This is a genomic window from Sulfitobacter sp. UBA4523, from assembly GCF_002388305.1.
GTDB lineage: Bacteria > Pseudomonadota > Alphaproteobacteria > Rhodobacterales > Rhodobacteraceae > Sulfitobacter > Sulfitobacter pontiacus.
In genome coordinates this window covers 218,250-230,951 of the sequence record NZ_DGMH01000050.1, presented here as the reverse complement: position 1 = coordinate 230,951, position 12,702 = coordinate 218,250, and the positions used below count along the sequence as shown (strand labels likewise).

General features: G+C 60.4%; 14 protein-coding genes and 1 pseudogene. 7 read left to right on the top strand and 8 right to left on the bottom strand.

Annotated features, from left to right (window positions below; genetic code table 11):
* Positions 1-99, top strand: a pseudogene (locus tag B3849_RS17675) (cation transporting ATPase C-terminal domain-containing protein); the annotation flags it as partial.
* A gap of 50 nt (positions 100-149) precedes the next feature.
* A complete protein-coding gene (locus B3849_RS17670; RefSeq protein WP_414718047.1) occupies positions 150-845 on the top strand; it encodes a hypothetical protein in 696 nt (231 codons plus the stop codon).
* On the opposite strand, the gene B3849_RS12605 is transcribed toward B3849_RS17670, so the two are convergent.
* Genes B3849_RS12605 through lptF form a run of 3 tightly spaced genes read right to left on the bottom strand, consistent with a single transcriptional unit; the run spans position 731 to position 5,071 of the window.
* Complete coding sequence (locus B3849_RS12605; RefSeq protein ID WP_278426327.1) at positions 731-2,845, bottom strand: LPS-assembly protein LptD; 2,115 nt, start codon at positions 2,843-2,845, stop codon at positions 731-733. The two genes, B3849_RS17670 and B3849_RS12605, sit on opposite strands and share 115 nt — an antisense overlap.
* A gap of 1 nt (position 2,846) precedes the next feature.
* Positions 2,847-3,944 (bottom strand): LPS export ABC transporter permease LptG, encoded by a 1,098-nt coding sequence (lptG, locus tag B3849_RS12600; protein WP_286780242.1) that lies wholly within the window; start codon positions 3,942-3,944, stop codon positions 2,847-2,849.
* Positions 3,941-5,071 carry an LPS export ABC transporter permease LptF gene (lptF, locus tag B3849_RS12595; protein ID WP_278374753.1) on the bottom strand — a complete coding sequence of 377 codons (1,131 nt, stop codon included), beginning with the start codon at positions 5,069-5,071 and terminating at the stop codon, positions 3,941-3,943. Before lptF ends, lptG begins: the two co-directional genes overlap by 4 nt.
* Positions 5,072-5,210: 139 nt before the next feature.
* Here lptF and B3849_RS12590 point away from each other — a divergent pair, with 139 nt between their 5' ends.
* Both B3849_RS12590 and B3849_RS12585 read left to right on the top strand, forming a co-directional pair.
* Positions 5,211-6,683 (top strand): leucyl aminopeptidase, encoded by a 1,473-nt coding sequence (locus B3849_RS12590; RefSeq protein WP_278426330.1) that lies wholly within the window; start codon positions 5,211-5,213, stop codon positions 6,681-6,683.
* Between the two features lie 5 nt (positions 6,684-6,688).
* On the top strand, positions 6,689-7,147 hold the full coding sequence (locus tag B3849_RS12585) for a DNA polymerase III subunit chi (RefSeq protein WP_009824619.1): 459 nt from the start codon (positions 6,689-6,691) through the stop codon (positions 7,145-7,147).
* 17 nt (positions 7,148-7,164) lie between these two features.
* Here B3849_RS12585 and B3849_RS12580 read toward each other — a convergent pair whose 3' ends face one another.
* From B3849_RS12580 to B3849_RS12570, 3 genes are read right to left on the bottom strand one after another with little or no spacing between them, the layout of a single operon-like run.
* Positions 7,165-7,749 (bottom strand): retropepsin-like aspartic protease family protein, encoded by a 585-nt coding sequence (locus B3849_RS12580; protein WP_037944283.1) that lies wholly within the window; start codon positions 7,747-7,749, stop codon positions 7,165-7,167.
* Between the two features lie 51 nt (positions 7,750-7,800).
* Positions 7,801-8,436 carry a MarC family protein gene (locus tag B3849_RS12575; RefSeq protein WP_009824621.1) on the bottom strand — a complete coding sequence of 212 codons (636 nt, stop codon included), beginning with the start codon at positions 8,434-8,436 and terminating at the stop codon, positions 7,801-7,803.
* Positions 8,437-8,489: 53 nt separating this feature from the next.
* Entirely contained in the window at positions 8,490-10,352 is a 1,863-nt protein-coding gene (locus B3849_RS12570) for an ABC-F family ATP-binding cassette domain-containing protein (protein ID WP_037945024.1), read from the bottom strand.
* Positions 10,353-10,456: 104 nt separating this feature from the next.
* Between B3849_RS12570 and ndk the strand changes: the two genes are divergently transcribed.
* The gene (ndk, locus tag B3849_RS12565) at positions 10,457-10,879 is read left to right on the top strand and encodes a nucleoside-diphosphate kinase (RefSeq protein ID WP_005853549.1); all 423 of its coding nucleotides are present in this window, start codon (positions 10,457-10,459) and stop codon (positions 10,877-10,879) included.
* Positions 10,880-10,970: 91 nt separating this feature from the next.
* Here the strand turns inward: ndk and B3849_RS12560 are convergent, their stop codons facing one another.
* The gene (locus B3849_RS12560) at positions 10,971-11,387 is read right to left on the bottom strand and encodes a DUF4112 domain-containing protein (protein ID WP_278426332.1); all 417 of its coding nucleotides are present in this window, start codon (positions 11,385-11,387) and stop codon (positions 10,971-10,973) included.
* A 93-nt stretch (positions 11,388-11,480) separates the two neighbouring features.
* Complete coding sequence (locus tag B3849_RS12555; protein WP_005853551.1) at positions 11,481-11,807, bottom strand: TfoX/Sxy family protein; 327 nt, start codon at positions 11,805-11,807, stop codon at positions 11,481-11,483.
* 377 nt (positions 11,808-12,184) lie between these two features.
* Between B3849_RS12555 and B3849_RS12550 the strand changes: the two genes are divergently transcribed.
* Positions 12,185-12,352 (top strand): RSP_7527 family protein, encoded by a 168-nt coding sequence (locus B3849_RS12550; protein WP_278426333.1) that lies wholly within the window; start codon positions 12,185-12,187, stop codon positions 12,350-12,352.
* Positions 12,353-12,435: 83 nt separating this feature from the next.
* Positions 12,436-12,654: a DUF1127 domain-containing protein gene (locus B3849_RS12545; RefSeq protein ID WP_009824624.1), complete on the top strand. Its 219-nt coding sequence runs from the start codon at positions 12,436-12,438 to the stop codon at positions 12,652-12,654.
* The last annotated feature ends 48 nt before the right edge of the window (positions 12,655-12,702 follow it).

Genomic DNA, 12,702 nt, shown 5'->3' with positions numbered 1-12,702 from the left:
TGGATCAACCTGGTCACCGCCGTCACGCTGGGTCTCGCGCTGGCCTTCGAGCCGTCCGAGCCGGGCACCATGCTCCGCCCGCCACGCCCGCGCGATGCGGTCGCGGAATAGCGGCTGGCGTAGTTCGAAAACTCTGCCGTTGATTTGGATTGCGAGATTTGTTCGGCCAGCGCATTCACCCGTGCGGCTTGCTGGGGCGGAGCGGGAATGATGATCTCGGACACGAGAACGCGCACACCGCTGCCTTGGGTTTCGCCCAAAGCGCGGTTGATTTCAGCGTCGGTGATCTGCACGCGGCTGGCATAGCGGGCACGCACCAATTCACGCCACCCGACCGAGTTTACAACGAAATCGCGAAACGTTTCGCGCGAGACGCCGGATTGACCAAGGGCCTGGGTGAATTCTTCGGTGCTCAGATCCGCGCGCGAGGCGAATTCGGCAAGGCTGTCTTCGATGCCCTGCGGCGTCAGTTCGATACCCGCTTCGGCCACGGCCTCGTTGCGCAGGCGTTCGTCGATCAGCGAGGTCAGCGCCCCTTCGCGGGTCGCCCCCGGTGCGTTCAACACTTCAAGAAAGCGCTGGCGCTGCTGGACTTCGAATTCGGTTACAACGGATTCATTCACCTTGGCGACGGGCGCAAAGAGGTTTTGCGCCGAAACGGGGGCGGCGGTCATCAGACCCAGCCCAAGGACGGCGATGCTTCGTGTCAGACGGTTCAGGTTCATCTTACTTATTTCCCACATGATCGCTCATATCTTTCTGTTCCGTTGGAGGCCGAGAAGCCCCGCAGGCCGATGTTAAACCCGATATCGGTAGAGGGCTCAACACTTGTTGAGGAGGTATAGCGGCGGCGCACCGAAAGGTCGACGCTCACACATTCATTATTGTAGGTCAGGCCAAGCCCCGCCGTCGCCGCTGTATTGTTTTGGACGTCATAGCGCACGTCGGCGCTGGCGGACCATTGCTTGTTGATGTCGTAGCTACCGTCAAGCGACACCTCGGAAATCGCTTCGGTCCGGTCTTCGGCAGTATCCGCCTCAAGCCAGACATAGGTGCCTTCGACGGTAGTTTTGCCAAAGCTCCACCCGCCGCGCAGTTCCGCCTTGGAGATGTCGAAATTGGAGTCGACCAAGGTCCGCGCGGTCAGCGAAAGACCGGCGTTATTCTTGATCTGCCCCGCCAGCAGCACGTCAGAGCGCACGCCAGACAGGCCGGACGTATCGGTAAAGGCAGGGTCGCTGATGCTGCGGAACACCTGACCAACCGCGACATAGGTGTCCCAGCCATTGGGGTCAAAGCGCGACCAGTTCACCGCCACCGCCGCGGTTGTGCCGCGTTCGCGCCGGTCGGGGCGCGGAAAGCGCGAGAGCGAGAGGATGTTGCCCTGATCGAATTCAACGCGGGTGCTTTCCTCGTTCGGAATGTCGAGCCGGCTGCCATCGGTCCACCCCAGCTGCACTACGGGCGTCAGCACCTGCGACGCACCACCAGCCTCGCGGCGTGCCATCGGGTAGCTTAGACCGACCGCTGCGAAAGGCGCGATGTCGCTATGGTTCTGCGCAAAGGTGTCGTCTTGGGTGATGTCAAAGAAATTGAACGTCGTGCCGACCTGCGCATCGGTGACCAAGCCGGAGCGATGGGTGAAGCGACGCAGATATTTAAGCGACCCGTTGATCCGCGATACATCGCGTCCAATCACATCCACATCGGAAGATCGCCAATGGCTATGCGCCTCCAGCCCGAACCGCAGTTCGCCCCCCCATGCCTTGGGGAAAAAGCGCCGTTCGAATTCGCCGTCGATCACGACTGTGGGCAGGGTGCTGTTCAACTCTCCGGGACGCAGGGTTTCAAAGTTGTAAAGGCTGGTACGCACAAAGCTGTCACGTCGCGCGCGTGAAAGTGTGAGGTCACTGCGCAAACGGTCCTCGTCCGAATAGCCGTATTCGGTAAAGTAAGAGCTGTCGCTCACCGCCTCGATCGTGAAGCTCAGCTTGTAGCCGCGCTCAAGCTCGAAGCTGCCTTCACCGAACAGATAGCCGCGGGTCTCATCTGGGAGTTGGTCATCGCGGGTATAGGCCCCGTTAAACTCGATATCACCGTTGGTGAACGCCTGCCGATAGCGGAATTCAAGCGTGCGGGTCGAGGACGACAGATAGGGCGTCAGGGTCAGGTCGCGGCTTTCGCCCAAGGTGATGAAATAAGGCAGCTTCAGCCCCGTGCCCAACAGCGACGTGGTGCGAATGGATGGGGCCAAAAACCCGTCCGCGCGGTCCAACGTCGGGTCGGGCAGCCGCAAACGGGGCAGGTAGAACACCGGCACCGACCGGATATGAAAAGTCGCATCATCGAAATACAGTTGCTGCGCCTCGGTATCATGCACCACGCGGCGCGCGCGGATCTGCCAGAGGGGCAGCTCGCCGTCATTGCAGGTTTTGCATGAGGTCACGGCGGTCTTGTACAGCTGGCTATAGCGCCCCTCGACACGGTCGATCTGGACGGCGGCCATCTGCACCTGCTGGTTCAGCACCATACGTGCGCCGCGCAGCAGACCGTTCTGCAACCCCTGATCCAGCTCTGCCGCATCCGCGAGAATGACGGTGCCATCACCATCGTTCAGCACAATCGGCCCTTCGATCACCAAGGCACCGGTTTCGTCATTGTAACGGATCGCAGAGGCACGGATGCGGGTCGTGCCTTGAAACGCCTCTACGTTACCTTGGGCGACCAGTTCCCGGTCACGGGTGATGAACAGGTCATCGGCCACCAGAACGGCAGGACGCTCGCTGTCTTGCGCGGCAGCGGGCAGACCAAGGGCGACGAGAAGGGTCAGGAGCAAACGGCGCATGTCAGCCATCCTCTGAATGAAGTAGAAGACCAAGCGCCAGAAGAATGGACGCGACAGGCGGAGCCCAGGCCGCAAGAAGAACCGGAATCTGCCCGTTCTCCCCCAGAATTTGCGCAAAACTGCGAATAAAATACAAGCCGAACCCCATCAGAACAGAGGCCAGCACCGCGACGCCCGTGCCTCCGAACCTCGTATGGCGCATGGTAAACGCGCTCGCAACCAGAACCATCGCAATCAGAAAGAACGGGCGCGCCAGTTCGGTCTGCAACCAGACCTTGTGGCGGCGCGGGCTGAAGCCTGCCAGTTCAAGCTGCTTGATGTAATCGGGCAGATCATAGATCGAGACGGCACCGGGATCGGTGATGCTGTCGCGGATACGATCCAGCGTCAGGGTCGAGGGCAGGGTGAGCGTGTCAAATGTCTCGGCCGCGCCTTCGGCGTTCACGCCCACTTCAAGCGGCCATGACTTCGCATCGGTCAGCGTCCAGATGCCATCTTCCAGCGCGGCGCTGTCCGCTTCGATCCGCCGTGCGGGACCGCCCTCGGGCGCGTAGCTGAGGAATGTGACATCATAAAGCACCGAGGCGTCCTTGTTTGACCGCCATGCGCGGATCACGGTCTGCCCCTCGTCACTGCCCTGGCGCAGCCACAGCCCTTCGTCGCTGACCGACAGGACAGAGGTCCCGCCCGCGCGAATGCTGTCGCTGAGTTGAATGTATCGTTTCGCGGTCGCCGCAACGATGGGGTTCAACATGCCCACAGCCATCACGCCAATGATGAACGCCACCCAGATCGGGGCCTGCAACGCGCTGAGCGCTGACCGGCCGGCGGCACGGGTCACCACTAGTTCTGACGAGCGTGCCAGCGACAAAAATAACACCACAGTCGCAAGAATCATAATCAGCGGCAGGATCAGGTTCATGGTTTCGGGCGTCTTTAACAACGTCATCCCGAAGAGGCGCAGCCAGCCGATATCGTAGCTGCTGAACCGGCGCGCTTGATCGACCATATCCACCAACACGAGCAGAGAGAACAGCACAGCGGAGATGAGGATAAACCCCATAATAAAGCGGCGCGCGAAATAGAGATGCAGGATCATGCGACGCCCCTTTGCTTGCCCATCCGTTTGGTCCAGCCCGGATGGGCCGTTTGCCAGATCATCCCGATCACAATCACAGCGCCAATCAGGCTGGGCAGGAACAGCAGCGGCCAGCGGCTGGCGTCGTCGCGCACCGTATCAACCAAAGTGCCGCGCAACCCGTCAAGCGCGATGAGCAGACCAAAGGCGATCACGATCTCGCGCCAGACTCCGAAGCGCGAAAACCCTCCGAGCACCAGTGTCGCATAGCCGATCATCGCGGCGATCATGCAAAAGGCTGCCGAGGAAAAGCGCTGCGCCAGCTCTTCTGCGATGTCACCCGCGCTCGATTTGGTGATCGCCTCAAGCTGATCCCACTGGGCAAACATCTCGGCCGTGGTCATGGCGTCGATGGATTGGGTGCGGGGTTTGTCGCTGCTGACCAAGGACGAGATATCGAACGAGAAATCGCGGAACTTGGCTGTCGACAGGCGTTTGCCGGCCATCTCAAGCCGTTGCGCCATGCCATCGACCATGATCAGCGTCGTACCATCGCCATTGCGGATCAGATAGGCTTCGGACGCGGTATAGATCACGCCCTCGTCGGGGTTGCGCCGGTCCGACAGAAACACATCACGCAACACCCCGTCGGCGTCGATCACGCGGGTATAGAACGTGACCTTAGAGGTCGGATGCAGGAATGTGCCTTCGGTCAGCAGCCGTGCGGTGACATTCTGCGAAATCTCGGCCTCGCGTTCAGACAGCTGTCCGTTGGACAGGGGCAAAAGCAGATGGGTCAGCACCGACATCATAATCGCGACACATAGACCATAGACGAACACGGGCCGCGCCAGACGCCAAGGGCTGGTGCCCGTTGCCTGCAGCACCGTCAGCTCGGATTCGCTGGTCATCCGGTTGATCACATAGACCGACCCCGCAAAGGTCGCGATCGGCAGCACGGTGGTGATCAGCTTGGGCAGCCCCAGCACGGTAAATTCCAGAAACACCAGTGCCGTCTGGCCGTCGCCAATCAGCCGGTCAAACAGCACCACGGCGCGGTTGATCCAGAAAATCGCCACCAGGATCAACGCAAAGAAACTGAACAAAATCAGGAACTGGGACAACATATAGCGGTCGAACTTGGCCAATCTGCATCCCTTGGGTATCAAAACGGGTGAACTTTCGCCCGACGATAAAGTAAATTTCCGCCCACGAAAACTGCTATCTGGCCTTAACGGCGCACGCAGGATACGTCTAAGCGAAATTCAGACAAAAGGGGTTCACCTGATGACCGCATTGACGCCAATGACATTTACCGAAACCGATATTGACCAGATCGCAGGCCACACGGGCCGTGTGGCTGTGACTGTGGGCGCGGATGGCAAGCTCAACCCCTCCGCGCGGCGCATCAACAAGCTGACCAAGGGCGCGCTGGAACGTCTGGTGGCCAGCGACAGCTTCACGAAATTGTCAGCGGGCGATGCGGTCAGCCTCGGTTTTCCCATCGGCATGGCGGCCGAGGCCGTGGATGTGGTGCAATTGGCGAATAACGCCGATCAGGAAGCCCTGCGCGCAGCCGGTGCGGCGCTTGCGAAACGGCGCGGCGATGCGGATCTGCTGGTGTTGACGGGCGGTTTGCGCAAAGCGGCCGAGCTTTGCTTTGGACTGGCCATGCGCGACTACACGTTCGAGGATCGCAAAAGCAACGGCAAGCCACGCAAGGGGCAGGTCGTGATCATGAATTCCAAACCCGAAGAGGTCGAAGCCGCTGCGGCACCCCTGCTGGCCATCGCCGACGGTGCCTTTATGACCCGCGACCTGACGAATGAACCCGCGAATATCCTGACCACCACCGAATTCGCCGACCGTCTGGCCGAAATGGAGTCAATCGGCCTTGAGGTGGAAGTGCTGGACGAAGCCAAGCTGGAAGAGCTGGGGATGCGCACCTTGCTTAGCGTCGGGCAGGGGTCGGCCAGCCCGTCTTACGTCGTGGTGATGAAATGGAACGGCGGCGAGAAAGACGCGGCCCCGCTGGCGTTGGTCGGCAAGGGCGTGGTGTTCGACACCGGCGGCATCAGCCTGAAACCGGGCGCGGGCATGGAAGACATGACCATGGATATGGGCGGCGCAGGCGTTGTCTCGGGCGTGATGCGCAGCCTTGCCCTGCGTAAGGCCAAGGCCAATGTCGTCGGGCTGGTCGGTATCGTAGAGAACATGCCATCCAGCACGGCAACCCGCCCCGGTGACGTAATCAAGACGATGAAGGGCGACACGGTCGAGGTGATCAATACCGACGCCGAAGGCCGTTTGGTGCTTTGTGATGTGCTTTGGTACGCGCAAGAACGGTTCAACCCCGCGGGCGTGATCGATTTGGCGACGCTGACCGGCGCGATTATCATCGGCCTGGGTCATGACAATGCCGGGGTTTTCTCGAACGACGATACGCTGTGCAACGCCTTCCTCAAGGCTGCGCAAACCGAGGGTGAAGGCGCGTGGCGGATGCCCCTGGGCGCGGGGTATGACAAGCTGCTGAAAAGCCGCATCGCCGACATGAAAAACATCGGTGGGCGGCCTGCCGGGTCGATCACGGCGGCGCAATTCCTACAACGGTTCATCAAGGACGGCACGCCTTGGATTCACCTTGATATCGCCGGTGTGGCCTCCGTCAAATCCGAGACAGCGCTGGCGCCCGTCGGGGCCACGGGCTGGGGCGTTGCCGCGTTGAACCGATTGATTTCAAACCTCTACGAGACAGAGTAAACCTGATGGGTGCCGCGTATTTCTACCATCTGACCCAGCGACCGCTGGTCGAAACGCTGACCATGCTTTTGGGCAAGGCCCAAGGCGCGGGCTGGCGTGTGGCGGTACGCGGCACCGATCAATCCCTGCTGGAACAGCTTGACGTTGCCCTGTGGCGCGGGCCCGAGGATGGCTTTCTGCCCCATGGTCTGGCCGGTGGGCCCCATGATGCCGAACAGCCGGTTTTGCTGACCACGGACACCCACGCGCCGAATAACGCAAGCTGCGTGTTCTCGATCCACGGCGCGGCTGTGTCGGCACAGGAAGTCGCGGCGCTGGATCGGGTGTGCATCCTGTTCGACGGGCTGGACGACCACGCCTTGAACGTCGCGCGGGACCAGTGGAAATCGCTGAAAGCCGCAGGAGCCTCTGCGCAATACTGGTCCGAGGAATCGGGCCGGTGGGAGAAAAAGGCAGAGACCTGAGGGCGGTACGCCGCGGTTTAACGGGTGAGGATCAACTCTCCGTTGGTGATCTCGATCCGACCCCAGCGTTGCAGATAGCCCATCCCCAGCAAGGATTGCCGCATCTCGCCTTCGTTCACGACCGCGGGCACATCGGTATCGCGCACCCCGCCCAGTTCAACCTCGTCCAGCCGCACATAGGCGGTACGCACTTCGCCATTGGCGGTGCTGGCACGGCCCAGATAGTTCAGGCTATCGGGCGAGAGCCCTGCGGCTTCGGCATCGGCGCGGGTCAGCACCATATCCGTCGCGCCGGTGTCCACCACAAAGCGGAGCGGCGTGCCATTGATCGTCGCCGTCAGATAATAATGCCCGTCGCGGGCGCGTGGCAGGGTGACGCTGCCGGTGCTGGCCTCATAGGCTTGGCGCGGGATGTCGCCTTGTCGGTTGATATCCTCCCACAGGCCATAGCCCGCGGCGACACCGGTAAAGATCATGGCCCAGACCGCGACCTGTTGCAGCGTCTTGTTCCAGCCCTGACGGCTTTGCATGAAGAACCAGCCCGCGACCATCGCCATGAGCACGATCAGATAGATCAAACGTCCTGTTTCAATGTCCGGCATCGTATATCCTTTGGCAATCTTCCAAAGATATGGGGGCAGGGTGCGGAAAAGTCAGCCCGGCCCCGGTCCGAAACCAAAGGCGCTAAGCCCGTCGAGCACGAATTGCACCGACAGCGCGGCAAGCAGCATACCCAAAAGCCGCGTGATCACATTGATCCCGACCTTGCCCAAAGCGTTTTCAAGGTAACCGCTGGCCTGCATCGTGATGCCCATGATGATCAGAACGGCGAAAGTGATCGCGACGACGGTCACCAGCCCTTCAAGGCCCGGTTTCTCGCCCGTCAGCAGGATCACCGACGCGATAGAGCCGGGGCCCGCGATCAAGGGAATGGCCAGCGGAAATACCGATGGGTCGTCGTGATCGTCATCCGCCTCGGCATGGCCCTCGCGGCGTTTTGTGCGGCGGTCGAACAACATATCAAGCGCGGTCAGGAACAGCAGAACGCCCCCCGCGACACGAAAGGCGGGCATGGAGATGCCGATAAAGCCAAGCACAGCCTCGCCAAAGGCAGCAAAGACCAGCAACAGCAGCCCCGCGATGACCACCGACCGCCACGCAATCAACCGGCGCTGGCGCGGGGTCATGCCGGGGGTCAGGGCCAGAAACATCGGGCCGATCGCAAAGGGGTCAATGATCACGATCATCGTCGCGAACGCGGTGATCATGAATGCCAGATCAAGTGCCATCATAAAACGTCACCGGGGCCAGCCCCGTCCTTATCCCTTGCGCCGCGCTGGCATTACGCCGACGCGGTTTCCAGTTTTTCCAACGCGCCCATCCAGATCGCTTCCGCCCGTTCAAGCGCGGCCATGACTTCGGCGTATTTCTTGTTCCAGACCTCAAGTTCGCCGACTTTGTCCTTTTCGTAAAGGGCAGGGTCCGCGAGCTTTTTCGCAAGCTTGTCGCGCATGTCGTTGATCTTGGTCACCCGCGCCTCGGCCGTGCGCACTTCGGCGCGCAGGGCAAGGATGTCTTCGCGGTTGGCGCGTTTGGGTTTTGGCGCTTCCTTGACCGGTTTGGGGTTCTTGCTGACGGGCTTTTCCACGGTCAACAGCATCTTGCGATAGGCTTCGAGGTCATCCTCATAGGGCTTGACCGTGCCGTTCGACACCAGCCACAGACGGTCCGCGACCATCGACAAAAGGTGCATATCGTGGCTGACAAGGATCACAGCGCCGGAATAGCGCGTCAACGCCTCGACCAGCGCTTCGCGCGATTCTATATCAAGGTGGTTGGTCGGCTCATCGAGGATCAGCAGATGCGGAGCGTCCAATGTGGCGAGCAGCAGTGACAGACGCGCCTTTTGCCCCCCCGACAAACGCCCCACTTCGGTATCGGCCTGATCCGGCCCCAGACCGAACCCCGCCAGCTGTGCGCGCAACTTGGATTGCATCACACCGGGGCGCGCGCTGATCATATGCTGCAGCGGCGTTTCATGGACGATCAATTCGTCCACCTGATGCTGTGCAAAGAACCCGATGCGCAGCTTGCTGGAGTTGATCGCCTTGCCCTCGAACAACACCAAACGGTTGGAGAGCAGCTTTGACAGGGTTGATTTACCCTGACCGTTTTTGCCCAACAGCGCGATGCGGTCGTCTTGGTCGATCCGCAGGTTCAGGCGCGACAGGACGGGCTGGCCCTCGGTATAGCCGGTCGATCCGCCTTCGATACTGATGATGGGCGGCGAAAGCTCATCGGGCTGCGGGAAGGTAAAGACCTTGCGCGCGGCTTCCTCCGGCGGCGTGATTGTCACCATCTTCTCGATGGCCTTCATCCGCGACTGCGCCTGTTTCGCCTTGGACGCCTTGGCCTTAAAGCGATCAACGAACGCCTGCATATGCGCCTTATGCGCTTGCTGCTTTTTCGCCTGCGCTGTCAGCTGCGCGCGCTTTTCGGCCCGCATTTTCGCGAACTGGTCGTAATTACCCTGATAATACGTGAGCTTACGGTCTTCGAGGTGCAGGATACCACCGACGGCACGGTTCAACAGACCACGGTCGTGGCTGATGATGATCACCGTGTGCGGGTATTTCGACAGGTAGTTTTCGAGCCACAACGCGCCTTCAAGATCAAGGTAGTTGGTCGGTTCGTCCAACAGCAGCAAATCCGGCTGCGCGAACAGAACGCCCGCCAGCGCCACGCGCATCCGCCACCCGCCCGAGTAGGCCGAACAGGGCTGCTGCTGATCATGGTCGTCAAAGCCGAGCCCCTTGAGGATCGCGGCGGCACGGCCTTCGGCGGACCAGGCGTCGATATCGGCAAGGCGGGTCTGCACCTCGGCGATGCGCGCGGGATCATCCGTTGTCTCTGCCTCGTGCATCAAGGCGGCGCGTTCGACATCGGCGGCCAGCACCGTATCGATCAGCGACACGTCAGAGGACGGGACCTCTTGGGCGATGCCCCCGATCTTGGCGCGCGAGGGCAGGCTGATGTCGCCCGCGTCCAGCGACAGCTCTCCGCGAATGATTTTGAACAGCGTGGTTTTACCCGCACCGTTTTGCCCGACCAGACCCACTTTGTGGCCTTCGGGGATGACCGCGCTGGCTTCCTCGAACAAGGGACGGCCTTCGACGGAATAGTTGATTTCTGAAATGCTTAACATGGACGCGGTGTGAACCATGTCTGGCCCCGCGTCAATCGCGGCTTTTCACGGGGCATGACCCATGCTAGGGAGCGGCCAAATCAACCCCACCTAGGAGAGCTATCATGGCCCTTGAGCGCACATTCTCGATCATCAAACCAGACGCAACACGCCGCAACCTGACCGGCAAAATCAACGCTAAATTCGAAGAAGCCGGCCTGCGCATCGTCGCACAAAAGCGTATTCACATGACAAAGGCACAAGCCGGCGTTTTCTATGCCGTGCACGCCGAGCGTCCTTTCTATGACGAACTGTGCGAATTCATGGCGTCCGAGCCTGTTGTTGTTCAGGTTCTCGAAGGCGAAGGTGCCATCGCGAAAAACCGCGAAGTGATGGGCGCAACCAACCCAGCAGACGCAGCCGAAGGCACGATCCGCGCAGAATTCGCCGAATCCGTTGGCGAAAACTCCGTTCACGGGTCCGACGCACCTGAAACAGCCGCAGTCGAAATCGCGTATTTCTTCTCCGGTCTGGAACTGGTTGGCTAAGCCTTCACAGGTTTGGAAAGATGAAAAGGGTCGCAGGCAACTGCGGCCCTTTTTTCATGCAACGGGGATTACATAGCGGCGCCCGACCCGTTCAGCCTTTAAGGGGCGGATGGTGTGACGACAGCTCACCGTCCACAGGGCTCACGGTTTTCATCGGTGCCGTTTGTTCAAGGTGACGGTGCAACAGATCAACGTTGCGGATGTTTGCCTTCCAGCCCACGTCAAAGATGTCACCGATCAGGGGGATCGCACCGATCGCAAGGTCGATGCCCACATTCGCCCCCATACGCGCCAGAACCGAGCGGCTTGCGCCCATGCGATGCGCTTCCTTCAAGATATAGCCCGCCGGTGCCAAAGCCAGAACGTCGCCAACGCCCGGTATCAGGCCAAGGATGCTGTCCCAGCCCAGCCGAATGCCCAGCACAGGCACGCGCAGGGCGCTGTCCATCGTACGGGCAAGGCCACGCAGCCGGTCAAGGTCGTGTTGAACATCGGGGGAATGTGGCATGGGGCAGGGTATCCTGTTGGGGCTACGTTAGCGACCCAACGCCTATGGGGGCTGCGCCGTTCCGCTGCTGCCTTCAGGTTTCGCAGGGACGCGTTACGCCTCGCGCACACCGATCAGGTTCATCATGCGTTCGAATTCAGATCGTCCGGTATCATGGGCACGGGCCTTGATCGCGTCGAACTTGACCCGCAGGGCTTTCTTTTCTTCCCCTTTGCAGTCGTTCCACGGGCGCCCCTGAAGCCCCATCACCAGAACATAGTACCCGATGAAGTGCGGGCGCTGACCATTTTGCAGCAACCTCTCGTAGGCCGCATCGGCACCAAGATCGCGCAACTCTTGCGCAGAGTGGATGCCAGCACGGGCGCAGCTTTCCTCGAACGCGGGGCCAAGATTGCGGATGGAAGAAACAGGGTCAGTCATACCGGGCTGTTTATACCGCAGCTTGCCGCCTGTCACTTTCAGATGCTGGCGTAATCCGTAAATATCACCGGCTGGGGTTTTTCCGGCGCGGGTTTGGGTGGGGCGGATTGTTGCTGCTGCGGCGATTGCTTGGTCATGTGTCTTCTCCGGCTTGTGTTGGTCTCTCCGTTTCAGGGGCTACCAACGTTCGGGCGGCCCTTTCGTTCACGGTGAAGTCGAAAACTGCCGGTTTAGGGGCCGGATATGGGCGGTTTTGGGGCGAAACTGTGCCATTTAAGCCATGCGTTTTCCGCATATCCACTATGGTTTGCACCTTTGCTGCACCGCGCACATATGACGGTCACGGGCATTGAAGCCCTGAAATGGAAAGCTGGAAAATGAAAACCGAAGCTACATACAAAACCGCCACTCCGGTCGAAGTCGACCGTCTTCTTGCCGAAGCCAACGCGCTGCGCAGTGCCTATATCTCTGCCGCTGTTGCCAGAGCATCGCGCAAGTTTACCGGCCTGTTCCGCACCGCACCCCGCGGCACGGCAGCAGCCTAAACCGCCAGCGCTACGCTGACGGAACATACCAAACCGAATGCGGTGGATAGGCCGCCGCATAGACGTGAAAGAGAGAATAAGAAATGAGCTATACATCCACATATACCGCCGCACCTGTTGCGGGTCTGATGCCCAAGCTGCGCCAGTCGCTTGATGCATTCCGTGCCTACAGCGCTGACCAACGCGCCAAACGCCAGACCTTCCGCGAGCTGTCGGCGATGAATGACCGGGATCTGGCAGATATCGGTGTTGCACGTGGCGAGATCCGCCATATTGCCTCGCAAGCGGTTGCCCTGCGCTAACCACGACGCCAAAAGCCACAAGAATTTCCCCGCCGCAAAGTTCTCCCA

Bases quoted from the DNA above. Each gene is read 5' to 3' on its own strand.
- B3849_RS12550 (WP_278426333.1), top strand. From the start codon at position 12,185: ATGAAAACCGAAGCTACATACAAAACCGCCACTCCGGTCGAAGTCGAC.
- B3849_RS12585 (WP_009824619.1), top strand. From the start codon at position 6,689: ATGGGTGCCGCGTATTTCTACCATCTGACCCAGCGACCGCTGGTCGAA.
- B3849_RS12575 (WP_009824621.1), bottom strand. From the start codon at position 8,436: ATGGCACTTGATCTGGCATTCATGATCACCGCGTTCGCGACGATGATC.
- ndk (WP_005853549.1), top strand. From the start codon at position 10,457: ATGGCCCTTGAGCGCACATTCTCGATCATCAAACCAGACGCAACACGC.
- B3849_RS12590 (WP_278426330.1), top strand. From the start codon at position 5,211: ATGACCGCATTGACGCCAATGACATTTACCGAAACCGATATTGACCAG.
- B3849_RS12570 (WP_037945024.1), bottom strand. From the start codon at position 10,352: ATGTTAAGCATTTCAGAAATCAACTATTCCGTCGAAGGCCGTCCCTTG.
- lptG (WP_286780242.1), bottom strand. From the start codon at position 3,944: ATGATCCTGCATCTCTATTTCGCGCGCCGCTTTATTATGGGGTTTATC.
- B3849_RS12560 (WP_278426332.1), bottom strand. From the start codon at position 11,387: ATGCCACATTCCCCCGATGTTCAACACGACCTTGACCGGCTGCGTGGC.
- B3849_RS12545 (WP_009824624.1), top strand. From the start codon at position 12,436: ATGAGCTATACATCCACATATACCGCCGCACCTGTTGCGGGTCTGATG.
- B3849_RS12605 (WP_278426327.1), bottom strand. From the start codon at position 2,845: ATGCGCCGTTTGCTCCTGACCCTTCTCGTCGCCCTTGGTCTGCCCGCT.
- B3849_RS12580 (WP_037944283.1), bottom strand. From the start codon at position 7,749: ATGCCGGACATTGAAACAGGACGTTTGATCTATCTGATCGTGCTCATG.
- B3849_RS12555 (WP_005853551.1), bottom strand. From the start codon at position 11,807: ATGACTGACCCTGTTTCTTCCATCCGCAATCTTGGCCCCGCGTTCGAG.